Annotated in this window: 10 protein-coding genes and 1 riboswitch; of the genes, 4 read left to right on the top strand and 6 right to left on the bottom strand. The window is 74.2% G+C overall.

The window, feature by feature from the left end; translation table 11 throughout:
- Positions 1 to 35 precede the first annotated feature (35 nt).
- The 3 genes from ACZ7RU_RS16515 to ACZ7RU_RS16505 all read left to right on the top strand — a co-directional run bounded on the left by ACZ7RU_RS16515 (position 36) and on the right by ACZ7RU_RS16505 (position 3,612).
- On the top strand, positions 36 to 713 hold the full coding sequence (locus tag ACZ7RU_RS16515) for an RNA polymerase sigma factor (RefSeq protein ID WP_470341646.1): 678 nt from the start codon (positions 36 to 38) through the stop codon (positions 711 to 713).
- Positions 710 to 2,170: a hypothetical protein gene (locus ACZ7RU_RS16510; RefSeq protein ID WP_470341645.1), complete on the top strand. Its 1,461-nt coding sequence runs from the start codon at positions 710 to 712 to the stop codon at positions 2,168 to 2,170. The genes ACZ7RU_RS16515 and ACZ7RU_RS16510 overlap by 4 nt, the downstream gene beginning before the upstream one ends.
- Positions 2,171 to 2,424: 254 nt before the next feature.
- The gene (locus ACZ7RU_RS16505) at positions 2,425 to 3,612 is read left to right on the top strand and encodes a hypothetical protein (protein ID WP_470341644.1); all 1,188 of its coding nucleotides are present in this window, start codon (positions 2,425 to 2,427) and stop codon (positions 3,610 to 3,612) included.
- A 69-nt stretch (positions 3,613 to 3,681) separates the two neighbouring features.
- Here the strand turns inward: ACZ7RU_RS16505 and ACZ7RU_RS16500 are convergent, their stop codons facing one another.
- Entirely contained in the window at positions 3,682 to 5,181 is a 1,500-nt protein-coding gene (locus ACZ7RU_RS16500; protein WP_470341643.1) for an aminopeptidase P family protein, read from the bottom strand.
- Positions 5,182 to 5,306: 125 nt separating this feature from the next.
- Complete coding sequence (locus tag ACZ7RU_RS16495; protein WP_470341642.1) at positions 5,307 to 6,758, bottom strand: PP2C family protein-serine/threonine phosphatase; 1,452 nt, start codon at positions 6,756 to 6,758, stop codon at positions 5,307 to 5,309.
- A 615-nt stretch (positions 6,759 to 7,373) separates the two neighbouring features.
- Here ACZ7RU_RS16495 and ACZ7RU_RS16490 point away from each other — a divergent pair.
- Positions 7,374 to 8,009, top strand: a complete 636-nt coding sequence (locus ACZ7RU_RS16490; protein ID WP_470341641.1) for a bifunctional DNA primase/polymerase — start codon at positions 7,374 to 7,376, stop codon at positions 8,007 to 8,009.
- A gap of 216 nt (positions 8,010 to 8,225) precedes the next feature.
- Here the strand turns inward: ACZ7RU_RS16490 and ACZ7RU_RS16485 are convergent, their stop codons facing one another.
- From ACZ7RU_RS16485 to ACZ7RU_RS16470, 4 genes are all read right to left on the bottom strand, one after another.
- On the bottom strand, positions 8,226 to 9,209 hold the full coding sequence (locus tag ACZ7RU_RS16485; RefSeq protein WP_470341640.1) for a DUF5926 family protein: 984 nt from the start codon (positions 9,207 to 9,209) through the stop codon (positions 8,226 to 8,228).
- Positions 9,210 to 9,278: 69 nt separating this feature from the next.
- Positions 9,279 to 9,854, bottom strand: a complete 576-nt coding sequence (locus tag ACZ7RU_RS16480) for an ATP-binding protein (protein ID WP_470341869.1) — start codon at positions 9,852 to 9,854, stop codon at positions 9,279 to 9,281.
- 250 nt (positions 9,855 to 10,104) lie between these two features.
- Positions 10,105 to 10,929 (bottom strand): glycerophosphodiester phosphodiesterase, encoded by an 825-nt coding sequence (locus ACZ7RU_RS16475; protein ID WP_470341639.1) that lies wholly within the window; start codon positions 10,927 to 10,929, stop codon positions 10,105 to 10,107.
- A 155-nt stretch (positions 10,930 to 11,084) separates the two neighbouring features.
- Positions 11,085 to 12,503, bottom strand: a complete 1,419-nt coding sequence (locus ACZ7RU_RS16470) for a purine-cytosine permease family protein (RefSeq protein WP_470341638.1) — start codon at positions 12,501 to 12,503, stop codon at positions 11,085 to 11,087.
- A riboswitch (TPP riboswitch) is annotated at positions 12,496 to 12,640 on the bottom strand. Its footprint overlaps the gene before it by 8 nt.
- Between the last annotated feature and the right edge of the window lie 95 nt (positions 12,641 to 12,735).

Below are 12,735 nucleotides of genomic sequence, written 5' to 3'. Positions count from 1 at the left end.
CGCCGTCACCGTCCCGGGGGAAAGCGGAAACGCAGATGTCCATGGCCATCGGGCCGACCGCCGTGCAGTCAGGGGCCCGCGGCTTCTCCTTCCGAGGGGTGGTCGCCGCGCTGTTCGGTGTGCAGGAGGCGGGCGAACCGCTCGCCGCCGTCGTCACCGAGCAGGAGGCGAAGCAGCGCCGCTCCGGGTTCCGGCTGCTGCGCGGCGGCCGCAAGCCGGTCGAGGACCGGCCCACCCTGACCGACCTGTACCATGCCCACCGGCTCGGCCTGGTCCGGATGGCGGTCCTGCTGGTCGACCACCAGGACCTGGCCGAGGACGTCGTCCAGGAGGCCTTCACCCAGCTCTACCAGCGCCACGGCGAGGAGCTGGACGACCTCGACAACGCGCTCGGCTACCTGCGCACCTCGGTGGTCAACGGGGCGCGCTCGATGCTGCGCCGCCGCAAGACGGCTCGCGAGTACGTGCCGCCGCACGTGGCCGACGCCCCGTCCGCCGAGGACCACGCGGTGCTCAACGACGAGCACCGCCGGGTGCTGGTGGCCCTGCAGGAGTTGACCCCCCGCCAGCGTGAGGTGCTGGTGCTGCGCTACTGGTCCGACATGTCGGAGGCGCAGATAGCCGAGACCCTGGGACTGTCCCGGGGCGCCGTGAAGTCCACCGCCAGCCGCGCTCTGGACGCCTTGGAAAAGCACCTGGAGAAGGTTCGATGACCGACAAGCTCCCCGGCCGCACCGGCGGCGACGGCGACGGCGACGGACCGGCCGAGACCCCGACCGAGCGGCTGCTCCGCGAGGCGATGACGGCCCGGGCCTCCCTGGTCACGGCGACCGGACTGCGTCCGGCCGCTCCCCCGAAGAGCCGGATCCGCCGGCTGCGCCCGGTGTACGCCGTCACCCTGCCGCTCGGCCTGGCCGCGGCCATGGCGGTCGGCGTGCTCACCTTCCACGGCGATCCGGTCGCCCAGGACGAGGTCCCGCCCCCGGCGGCCACTCTGACCACCTCGCCGAGCCCGACGCCCGAGCCGACCGGCACCCCCGGTGCGACGGCCACCCCGACCGACCCGGGCACCCCCACCGGCGAGGCGCCCGCGACCGAGGTCCCGCTCGCCGACGGCGGCAGCCCGTCCTCCACCGCCTCCGGCGGCAACCCCGCCGGCGGCGCGGCGAGTTCGTCCAGCCTCCGGGGCGTCAGGTTCAAGGTCCCGGCGGGCTGGAAGGCCGTGCCGGTCGCGGCCGACCGGGTCTGCGTCCTGAGCCCGGGCGCGCCGACCGACCCGCAGCAGGGCTGGTCGCCGTCGACGTGCGAGCCGTACGGCGCCCTGGTCGTGGCCTACGACAGCCCGGACGAACTCGAAGGCGGTGCCTGGCCGACGATGGGCGACGTGACCGGCGCCGGGCGCTGGGGCCGCCAGCCGAACTGCCCGGTCTGGGGCCGGCCCTACGTCCCCGAGGACGGCTACGCCTCGGTCGGCGACCCCGCGCGGACCAGGTCCACCGTGGCCGGCAAGGCGGTCGACAAGGTCCAGTGGAACGTCACCTGCAAGCCCGGCGACACCTTCACGGCCCAGCTGTGGGGGATGGGCGGGGACCAGGTCTTCGTGGTGGCGAACGGGCTGAAGAGCGACTACCAGTCGGGGCTGACGGCGATCGTCAACAGCCTGGACGTGAGCGGCCACAGGTCGCCGGGACCGTCCTCGACCGAGCAGGCTGCGAAGGACCTCTCCATCACGGTCGACGGAGGCATCGGTGCCGGGCAGAAGGTGTCCGACAACGGCACCCCGGTGACCTTCACGGTGACGTACCGGAACACCGGCCAGAAGACCTACCCGCAGCTCCAGCCGCTGGTCTACACGAAGGAGTACGCCGGAACGCCGCCGAACGTCGTGCTCCCGGTGAACAAGGGCAAGCTGGAGCGCCAGGACGGCGGCGGCTGGACGGAGATCCCGCTCTCGGTGGGCGGCGGCATGGACTACGCCGCGGTGAGCGTCAAGGCCCGGTTCTCGCTCGCGCCGGGTGAGACCAGGAAGGTGACGTACCGGATGGCCCTCGACCCGGCGGACGGGCCCGGGACGATGCCGGTGGCCGTCCAGCTGACGCTGCCGTACGACGGCACCGCGCCGCTGGCCGTGCTGAAGGAGCAGAGCGTCCCGGTGACGGTCGTGAAGTAGTCGTCCCAGGCGGCCGTTCGAGGCGCCGTGGCCGGGGGTTTCCCCCGGTCACGGCGCCTTTCGGCGTTCCGGGGAAGTCCGCGGAGAAAAACTTCGGATCCACCTGCAACCCCCCGGCGGGATGGACGTCTATCAGGGTGAGAGGCGGGGAGAGCGAGCCGGCGGAGCCGGGGCTCGGGCCGGCTCCTCGGGGCGCGACAGCAGGCGCCCGACCATTCCGATCACCGTCACCACGTCCTTGGGGGGACTGTCACATGAACGCGTCCGTTATCGCCCGTATTGCGAAGATCGTCCCGCTGGCCGTCGTGGCCGCCGTCGGTGTCGCGGCCTGCGGCCCGACGAACGGCGGGGCCTCCGTCGCCGCCTCCGCTCCCGCTCCCACCCCCGCGGCCACCACGTCGGCCACCCCCGGCGCGGGCGCCGCCCCGGCCGCCCCGGCCGCGCCCGCCCCGGCCGTCACCACTCCGGCCGCGCCGGCCACCGAGGCGGCCCCGGCCACCGCCGTACCGGCCGTACCGGCCCCCGTGGCCGCGGCCGCGAAGACCGAGCCCAAGCCCGCCGCCAAGCCCGCCACCGGCACCACCGCCAAGCCCGGGGGCATCGGGATCACCTTCGACGGCCTGCGGGAGGGCCAGAGGATCCAGGTGGGCGACAAGGTCTCGTTCTCGGTGACCTGGAGGAACAACGACGCCTCCGGCAGCCGCGCGGTCGCGCCGGTGGTGGCGACGCGGCAGTACGAGGGCGCGCCGTGCCGGCTGGTGCTCGCGATGGCGCAGGGCACGCTGGAGCGCAAGGACGCCTCGGGCTGGAAGGCCCTGCCCGCGCTGAGCCAGGGCGGCGGGATGGACTACGCGGGCACGGGCGACGACGCGGCCTTCACCCTGGCCGCGGGCGAGAGCCGGACCGTCGAGTACCGGATGGTGCTCGCCGTGGACAACCGTCCGGGCAGCCTCGCCGTCGAGGCGGACGCCCCGGCCCCGCACAGCACGTCGTACCGGGACATGGCGAAGAGCGTGGTGACCACGAAGGTCGTCGACGCCCACCGCCCGGTGGTGAACTCGCTCTCCGAGCCGTCCCTCCTGGTCTACGGCGGCGCCCCGACCGAGTTCTCCTACACGCTCTCCTCGCCGGACGGCGTCACCCGGATGCACCCGTCGGTGTTCCTCTCCGCCCGGAACAGCCAGGAGCTGTCCGCGTCGGAGGTCACGGTGCAGGCGAAGGTCGGGAACGACTGGAAGACCCTCACGACGGTCCAGGACTGCAACGGCCGGTTCGGGGTGGAGCCCACCGAGCTGGCGGACCTCCTGCCGGGCAGCTCGGTCCCGTACACCTTCCGGGTCGCGGTGGCGCGGCACGCCGGACCGATGGCCATCGAGGTCGGCGGGGTGGCGGGCGGCCACCACAGCGCCGACTCCCTGGTCCAGCCCTACAGCAAGGGCTGAGCCCGGACCGAAGCCGAAGGGCCCGGCCTCCCACTGCTCGGGAGGCCGGGCCCTTCACGGTGTCGCGGCTCAGGCGAGCGAGGCCATCCAGGCCTCGACGTCCTCGGCGCGGCGGGGCAGGCCGGCCGAGAGGTTCTCGTTGCCGTCGGCGGTGACCAGGATGTCGTCCTCGATCCGGACGCCGATGCCGCGGTACTCCTCCGGCACGGTCAGGTCGTCCTGCTGGAAGTACAGGCCGGGTTCGACGGTCAGCACCATGCCGGGGACCAGCAGCGCGTCGACGTGCTCCTCGCGGCGCGAGTGGGCGCAGTCGTGGACGTCCAGGCCGAGCATGTGGCCGGTGCCGTGCAGGGTCCAGCGGCGCTGGAGGCCGAGCTCCAGGACCTTCTCGACGTCGTACACCGAGGCGTCCAGCAGGCCCCAGGCGAGCAGCCGCTCGGCGAGGACGCGCTGCGAGGCCTCGTGGAAGTCGCGGAACCGGGCGCCGGGCTTCACCGCGGCGATGCCCGCCTCCTGGGCCTCGTAGACCGCGTCGTAGATCCGGCGCTGGATCGCGTTGAAACGGCCGTCGATCGGCAGGCTGCGGGTGACGTCGGCGGTGTAGAGGGTGCTGGTCTCGACGCCCGCGTCCAGCAGCAGCAGCTCGCCGGGGCGCACGTCGCCGTCGTTGCGCACCCAGTGCAGGGTGGTGGCGTGCGGGCCGGCCGCGGCGATGGTGCCGTATCCGACGTCGTTGCCCTCGACCCGGGCGCGGCGCCAGAAGGTGCCCTCGATCCAGCGCTCCGAGGTGGCGACGGCCTGGCCCAGCTCGCGGACCACGTCGGTGAAGCCCTTGACGGTGGCGTCGCAGGCGGCGCGCAGCTCGCCGATCTCCCACTCGTCCTTGACCAGTCGCAGGCCGCTCAGGAACTCCTTGAACGCGGCGTCCCGGTCGGCGTCCAGGGCGTCGGCGAGCGCGGCCTCCAGGCCGGCGTCGTAGCCGCGGACGATCCGGGTCGGCACCACGGAGTCCGCGGCCTTGGCGGCCAGCTCCTCGGCGGCCTTGCGCACGTCGCGGGCGGGCAGGCCGAGCAGCTGCTCCTGCTCGCTCAGGCTGTGCCGGCGGCCGACCCACAGCTCGCCGTAGCCGTCGAGCCAGAACTCGCCGTTCTCGCGGTTCGAGCGGGGCAGCAGGTAGAGGGTGAACTCGTGGCCGGCCGCGCCGGTCGGCTCGCCGACCAGCACCGCGTCCTCGGTCCGGTCGCCGGTGAGGTGGACGTACTCGCTGGAGGCGCGGAACGCGTAGTCGGTGTCGTTGGAGCGCACCCGCAGGTTGCCGGCCGGGACGACCAGGCGCTCGCCGGGGAAGGCGGCGGAGAGCCTGGCGCGGCGCTCGGCCGCGTACGGGGCCTGGGCGACCGGGGTGAGGCCGTGCAGCTCGGTGTCGGCCCAGCCGGTCTTCATCGAGGCGGCCAGCTCGTCGGAGATCTCGCCGTAGAGACCGTTCTTGCGGCCCTTGAACTGCTCGGGCTCCTCGCCGCCCTCGGCCTCGGGGTTCTCGGCCACCGCGGGGGTACGGTCCTCGGTCACGTGCAACGCCTCCTTGGGGGTGGTACCGCCGCCCCTGGGGGGAGGTGTCGGATCGCGACACGCGCGGGCGGCCGTGCGTCCATGGTACGGACGCCCGGCCGCCCGGTTGTTCCGGGCCCGAACCGTCACTCGAACCGGGCCGCCAGCAGCATCAGGTCGTCGGTGGCCGCGCTCACGGCCTCCGGGTCCGGGCAGACGGCCAGCAGGTGGGCGCAGAGCCGGTCCGGGTCGATCCGCACGTCGCGCGGGGCGTCGGCGGCGGCCCGGCGCAGGTTGGCCTGGCCGGCGTGCAGGGTCGGGCCGCAGCGGCGGGCCAGGCCCTCGGTGTACAGCAGCAGGGTGTCGCCGCGCTCGGCGGTGAACTCCACGCCGGGGGCCTCCCAGCAGGCCAGCATGCCGAGCGGGGCGGAGAGCGAGGTCTCCACGAACTCGGCGCCGTGCCGGCCGACCAGGACGGGCGGGCAGTGTCCGGCGCCGGCCAGGGTGATCCGGCGCTCCCCGGGCTCGATCCAGGCGTAGACGGCGGTGGCGGTGCGGGCCGGCTCGGTGGTCTTGAGCAGCAGTTCCAGGTCCCCCAGGACGGAGACCGGGTCCTCGCCCTCCAGCACCGCGTACGCCCGCAGCGCGGCCCGGACCCGGCCCATCGCGGCGGCCGCGCCGGGGGCGGAGCCGGGGCCCGCGCCGGGGCCGTCGCCGGAGACGGAGCCGACGGTGAGGCCGATGGTGCCGTCCGGCAGCGGGATCGCGTCGTACCAGTCGCTGCCGCAGGAGCTCTCCAGGCCGGCCGGGACGAGCCGGGCGGCCAGCCGCAGCCCGGCGGCCCGGGGGAGCCGGTCCGGCAGCAGGCCGCGGCGCAGCGCCTCGGTGGTGCGCGCGATCCGGTCCGCCTCCAGCTGCTTGGCGAGCAGCGGGGCGGCGATCTCGCAGTAGTGGCGGGCCAGGTCGCGCTGGCAGGCGGTGGGCTCGGCGGGCTCGTCGTAGAACCAGAGGGCGGCGGCGAGTGGGCCGTCCTCGACGGTGGCGAGCGGCAGGCCGTAGGCGCCGCCGAGGCCGAGGTGGACGGCGAGTTCGCGCAGCCGGGCGCCGGTGGCCGGGTCCTCGGCGAGGTCGCGGGAGTGCAGCTGCGCGGGCCGGTCCCGTTCGCGCAGCAGCCGGGCCAGCATGCTCTGCTCGGTCGGGACGGTCTCCAGGGCGCCGAGGCTGGCGCGGTCGAGGCCGAAGCCGACCGGCTGTCCGGGACCGCCGCCGGGCTGCCTGGTGACCAGGACGCCGCGCCGGGCGCCGAGCAGGGCGGCACCGGAGGCGAGGACGGTGTCCAGGACGGCGGCCAGCCCACGGGTGCGGACGAGCCGCTCGGTGTGCTCGTGCAGGCTGGTGATATCGGACAGGCGTCCGGCCAAACGGTCCTGCACCGCGGCCGACGGCTCCGTGCGGGCGTCCGGCGTGCCGTCCAGGGCGTCGACGGGGCCGGGCAGGCCGGGCGGGTCGAGGACGGTGAGCCCGCCTGCGCAGCCGGGTTCGCCCGGCTCGGCGGTCGGCGTCGGGGGGAGGGCCGCCGACGGGTGGGACTCGTTCATGCCGTCACTCCTGACGCGGTGCTACGTGCCATGCGAAACCCCCAGATACGGCCAATGTGGAGCGAGCACGGCCTAAGGGCGTGTTTCGCCTCGATTCGCTACTACTCGTCATTGATCGACAGCAATGCCACCACTTCTACACAGGCCATTCGGGGCATGTCCAGATCCAGGACGACGTGGTGGCCGTTTCGACATCGCTCACGATCCGGTCGGGGGGCGTGCGGGATCCGTGCACGCGCCGGGTGGGCGCGAGGCATGGAGCGGGCCGTGAACGGGCAGAACCGGGAGGACGGACCGGGCGGCCGTCCGGATCGTATGTCCGTGCCGCCCGCGAGCCGCGCCGGCCGGAACTCTCTCACTCGTACGGTGGAACCAAGCGCGCCCGGGCGGCGTCCATCCGGTCGCGTACGGGATTCTCGTTCCAAGGGCTGGGCCGGTGTTCGGCCCTTTCATGTCGTGCTCCACACCTGCTCCACGTCGTAGCCGCGCCGCCCGTCCTGCCGCCCGCCCCGCTTCGCGCAGTCCGGGGCCCGCCGCGGCGGGCCCGCACGGAGGATCCCGACGGACGCCGGCGGAGCGGAGCGAACCGAGCGGTCAGGGAAAGGAACGAGCGCCATGCGTGAGAACCCGAAGGACCGGTCGGAGGAGCGTTCCGCCCGGCTGACCGCGGCCCTGGCGGCCGCCGTCGACCACCGCTGGCCCGTGGTGCCGGGCGCCGTGCTGCGCGACGGCCGCTGCTCCTGCGGCGACCCGGACTGCACCGTCCCCGGCGCGCACCCGCACGACCCCTCGCTGCTGGCCGCCACCACGGACGCCCGGATGGTGCGCTGGTGGTGGGAGCGGCAGAGCCCGGACGCGCCGGTGCTGGCCGCCACCGGCTCCACGGTCTCGGCGGTCAGCCTGCCCGCGGCGGCCGGCGCCCGGGCGCTGGTCTACCTGGGCGCGCTGCGGCTGCCGCTCGGGCCGGTGCTGGCGATGCCGGGACGCTACGCGCTGCTGGTGGCCCCGTACTCGCTGGACGTGCTCGGCGAGATGCTCGCCCAACTGCCGTGGGTGCCGGGATCGTTGCGCTACCACGGGGCGGGCGGGTTCCTGCCGCTGCCGCCCGGCGGCGCCACCGGGCGGGTGCGCTGGGTGATGGCCCCGCGACCGGGCGTCGGCGGCGGGGTCTGGCTGCCGCAGGTCGGGCCGCTGCTGGGGGAGTTGGTGGAGGCGACGGTCCGGCTCGATCGCGGACGTTCGGCCTACTGAGGATCACCGGAACGGGGCGGAGGCCGGAGCCGTTCACCGGGGCGCCCCGGAAAAACAAAAGATCCGACCGCTGGCGACGGGGGATGCACCAGCGGCCGGACTCTTTAGACAGTAACAAGGATCTGCGCCCGCGCCAATTTCCAAGACGCCCTCCACGCCCGGAAATTGCGCGTTCACCGCGACAATGTGACGCGTATCACGCGGATCCCGCGCGCTTTAGTTCAGGGTGACCTGACGGTTCACCAGGTTGGCGCGGGCGCGCCGCTCTTCGGCGCTCAGCGGGGTCGCGTCGGCGAGCACCGCGGCGAGCCGCTCGGCGAACTCGGCGGCCGGCTTCTCGCAGTCGGCGGCGGTCATCGCCAGCGGCAGGTCCCACACCGGGACGGTCAGGCCGTGCGCGCGGAAGGAGCCCACCAGGCGGGTGTCCGTGCCGAGCGAGGCCTCGCCGGCCGCGTTCAGCCGGGCCAGCGCGTCCAGCAGCTGCTCCTCGGGCACGGTCATCACCCAGCGCAGGTGGTTCTTGTCCGGGGTGCCGCACCAGTAGGCGGCGTCCACGCCGGCGAGCTTCTCGGTCGGGATGGCCGAGGCGTTGGCGCGCTCCAGGGAGGCGGCGACCTCGCCGGTGGCGGCCTCGGCGTCCTCCAGCCAGAACTCGAAGCCGGTGTGCACGGTCGGCGTGAACGCCGCGGTGGTGTCCAGCAGGTCCTGGAGCCGGCGCCCGCCCGGGACGGTCCGGCGGGCCGGCACCGGGCTGCCCGGCTCGGTGGCCAGCGCCAGCTCCAGGGCGTCCGCGAGGTCGCGGCTGAGGTCGCCGGAGGCGGACTGGGTCTGCAGGCCGAGCAGGATCGAGCCGTCCTGGCGGCGCAGGGCCGGCCAGGCCAGCGGCAGCACGGTGGCCAGGGTCACCGACGGGACGTCACCGGTCGCGCCCCCGGCCACCCCGGCGGCCAGCGTCAGCGGCGCCGTGGCGGCGGGCACCAGCTCGCGCAGCGCCACCCAGTCGGCCTCGCCCGGCAGGCCCTCGAACGGGCGGTGCACCAGCTCCTGCACGGCGTGCGAGGCCTCCCGGCCGTGACAGGCCTTGTACCGGCGGCCCGAGCCGCAGGGGCAGTCCTCGCGGGCCCCGACCACGGGGACCTCACCCGTGACGGCGGTGGTGGACTGGCGCTGCGGCGCCTTCTTGGCGGCCTTCTTGCCCATGCTGCGGCTCTCCCGGGAACGGTGGTCCTGTGTCCCGGGAAGCCTAACGACACATTCCCCCGGCCCGGCTCACGCGCTACGGGCATCGCCCCCGGTGCGCCGGGCGTGCCGGGCCCGGGCGGGCAGCGCCGCCCAGACCGTGACCTCGCCGGGGGCGTCGCGCACGCCCCAGTCGCTGGCCAGCTGGTCGACGATGCTCAGGCCGCGGCCGCCGCGCGAGGTCAGCGAGGGACTCGCGGGCAGCGGCCGGGTGGCCGCCCCGCCGTCCGTGACCTCCAGGGTGAGCACCCCGTCGGCGTGCATCTGCCAGCGGACCAGCACCCCGCCGTCCGGCTCGTCCGAGCCCTCGGCGGGCCTCCGGCCGCCCTGCGCGGAGTGCGGCCCGGACGGGACGCCGACCAGCACCTTCCCGAGTACCTCGGCCCGGGCGCTGCGGCCCAGGGCCGACAGCGGGCCGAGCGGGCGGGCGTACCGACAGGCGTTGCTCAACAGCTCGGAAAGGATCAGAACAGCATCATCGATGACCGGTTCCGGTACCTGCCGGTCACCCAGATCTCGACGCAGTCGGCGCCGTGCGACCCCGACACTCGCTGGGCCGTGCGGCACTGCCATGGTCGATGAAGTCGGCACTTCACGCGCCACCATCAACGCCACCCCCGGACCTCCTTCAGCGTATGCCGAGGGAGAGATGCCCCTTGGTAATGCGTCGGAAACGAGCACCGGACGATCCTGCGGGCCCATTTCGGACAGGACGCCCGACGGTCGACCTCAGGTCATTCCGCGCTCACCCTGCGTCGCCCGGGTGCAAGAATTCCGGCAATTTCGTGCGAGGAAGGTTTGACTGCCGACCAGAGTGATCGGATCGGCGGGGTACGGCGATCAGTGCGTCGGCGGATCACCGGCCGAGCTGCGACAACACCTCCGCGGGCCGGTTGGTGATGATCGCGGACACCCCGAGCTCCAGGCAGAGCTCGACGTCGGCCGGCTCGTCCACCGTCCACACGTGCACCTCGTGCCCCAGCTCGCGCAGCCGGGTCACCAGCTGCGGGCGGGCCCGCACCAGCTCGATGCCCGGTCCGGCGATCCGCGCCCCGCCCGGCAGCGGCGAGCCCGGGCGCAGCCGTCCGAGCAGCGGCACGGTCCGCTCGAACAGGAAGACCCGCCGGTACTCCGGCGCGGTGGCGGCCACCCGGCTCAGCGCGACCGAGGAGAAGCTCATGATCCGGGCGGACGGGCGGTCGCCGTCCCGGGTCGCGCCGATCTTGAAGCGCTCCAGCGTCCGCAGCAGCTCGGTCTCCACCCGGCCGCGGAAGCGCACCGGGTGCTTGGTCTCGATCGCCAGGTCCACCGGGCGGCCGCACTCCACCACCAGCTCCAGCAGCCGCTCCAGCCGCAGCACGCCGCGCAGCTCCGGGTCGGTGCTGGGGCGGCCGGTCTTCCAGGCGCCGAAGTCGTACGCCTCCAGCTCGGCGAGGGTCATGGCCGAGACGGTGCCCCGGCCGTCGGAGACCCGGCCGATCCGGCGGTCGTGCACGCAGACCAGCGCGCCGTCGGCGGTGACCCGGACGTCGCACTCCAGTGCGTCCGCGCCCTCGTCGAGCGCGCGCCGGTAGGCCGCGAGGGTGTGCTCGGGCAGGGCGTGGGAGGAACCGCGGTGGGCGATCACCTGGACGGGCGGCACGGTGCGCGCCGCCGTCGAGGACAGGTCTGGGCTGGTCACAGGCCCAACGATAGGTGGCGCAGGTGAAGCGCGGACGAAGACGGTCCCAACCTGTGGGGCCGTCTTCGTCCGCCGCTTCGCCGGTCGTTCCCGGTGCCGGGCCCGGTTCCCTCAGCGCCCGGCCCGGTTTCTCCCGGCGTCAGGCCCGGCTTCTCTCAGCGCCCGGCGGTGCGGCGGCCGAGCGGGGTGAGCGCCCAGGTGACCAGCGCCGGCACCACGAAGGCGAACAGCGAGGCCGAGGTCCACTCCTGCGGGCTGAAGTGCAGCGCCTCCCGGGCGGAGGTCCAGAAGTCCGTCCACCAGCCGGCCACGTTGGTCGGCGCGATGAACTGGTAGACCGCGAAGCCCAGCACCCACGGCAGCAGCATCAGCCAGCGGGACGGCGCGTCGGCGGAGAGGTTCCAGCCGCGCCGGCCGGCGCCGAGGAAGTAGTCCACCGCGAGCACCGCCAGCAGCGGCACGAACACCGAGCCGATCAGCCCGAGGAAGCCGTAGTAGGTGTCCGTGAACTCGTCGATCCGCAGCGCCAGCACGGTGGTCAGCGCGCCGATCGCCCCGGAGAGCACCCGGCGGTCCACCTTCGGCAGCAGGTTCTGCACCGACATCGCGGTCGAGTACACGTTGGCGAAGGACTGGTCGGTCTCGCGCAGCACCAGCACCAGCAGGAACAGCCAGCCGGCCCAGACCCCGAGGAAGGAGTCGAAGATCCGGTTCGGGTCGCCGTCCGACTGGAGCAGCGCCATCAGGCCGAGCACGTAGCACCAGACCTGGGCGACCGTGTAGCCGGAGAAGCTTCCCCAGAACGCCGAGCGCGGGGTGCGCGAGTGCCGGGTGTAGTCGGCGGCCAGCGGGACGAAGGAGGCCGACACCGCGATCATCGCGTCGGTGGCGCCCAGGAAGCCGTGCCAGTTGCCCGCGCCCGGGTCCGGCACGCCCTGGCGGCCCAGCTGGACGGTGAGGTACACCATCGCCACCGCGACCGCCCCGGCGACGAAGCGGCGCAGCACCGCGATCGAGCCCAGCGGCCAGATGGTCAGCGCGGTGGTCAGCGCGCCCGCGAGCAGGACGAACAGCCAGCGGTAGCCGGTGGTGTGCGCGACGGTCTGGGCGCCCGCCGAGATGGTCAGCAGCTCGAACACGCCCCAGCCGATGCACTGGACGATGTTCAGCACCGTCGGCAGGTAGGACAGCCGGGTGCCGAACAGCCCGCGCAGGTTCGCCATCGCGGGGGCGCCGGTCCGGGCGCCGATCAGCGAGGCCACGCCGAGCATCGCGGTGCCGACCGCCGTACCGACCGTGATCGCGGTCACCGCGGCGGCCAGCGACAGCTCGCTGCCGGGGGCGCCGAGCACGGTGGCGGCGGTGGAGAAACCGATCAGGCTGACGCCCAGGTTCATCCAGAGCGCGAAGTGGTCCCGGAAGCGCAGCGTGCGCGGCGGCTCGGTGTCCAGGACCAGGGGCGCTTCGACGTGGTCGGGGTGCTCCAGGACGGCGGTCGCGCCCGGAGCCGAGGTGTTCGGACCGGGAGCGGGGGCGTTCGCGCCCGAAGAAGAGGATGGCGAAGCAGGCGGCATGGCCGATACTCCCTACGCCGGCATTACCCGGACAGGTTCCGGCGGTCAGCGCCCCCTCGAACGGCCGTCACTCGCGTGGCGTACGGTCGACATGCGCACTCTCAGCCTGGTGGGTCCAAGCTCCCGCGTGTCAGTTTGGAGCGACAGGCTAACCGGCACGGGGGCGAACACCCAAGGCCGAGGGCGTGCGGACCGCATCGCGGGACGCCCGGCGGGGGAGGGGAGCCTCGGC

Source organism: Kitasatospora sp. NPDC114501, from assembly GCF_055633695.1.
This window is presented reverse-complemented; position numbering and strand designations above follow the sequence as displayed.

Coding starts and splice junctions, on each gene's coding strand:
- ACZ7RU_RS16480 (WP_470341869.1), bottom strand. CDS start 9,854: ATGGTGGCGCGTGAAGTGCCGACTTCATCGACCATGGCAGTGCCGCAC.
- ACZ7RU_RS16490 (WP_470341641.1), top strand. CDS start 7,374: ATGCGTGAGAACCCGAAGGACCGGTCGGAGGAGCGTTCCGCCCGGCTG.
- ACZ7RU_RS16470 (WP_470341638.1), bottom strand. CDS start 12,503: ATGCCGCCTGCTTCGCCATCCTCTTCTTCGGGCGCGAACGCCCCCGCT.
- ACZ7RU_RS16510 (WP_470341645.1), top strand. CDS start 710: ATGACCGACAAGCTCCCCGGCCGCACCGGCGGCGACGGCGACGGCGAC.
- ACZ7RU_RS16485 (WP_470341640.1), bottom strand. CDS start 9,209: ATGGGCAAGAAGGCCGCCAAGAAGGCGCCGCAGCGCCAGTCCACCACC.
- ACZ7RU_RS16495 (WP_470341642.1), bottom strand. CDS start 6,758: ATGAACGAGTCCCACCCGTCGGCGGCCCTCCCCCCGACGCCGACCGCC.
- ACZ7RU_RS16505 (WP_470341644.1), top strand. CDS start 2,425: ATGAACGCGTCCGTTATCGCCCGTATTGCGAAGATCGTCCCGCTGGCC.
- ACZ7RU_RS16515 (WP_470341646.1), top strand. CDS start 36: ATGTCCATGGCCATCGGGCCGACCGCCGTGCAGTCAGGGGCCCGCGGC.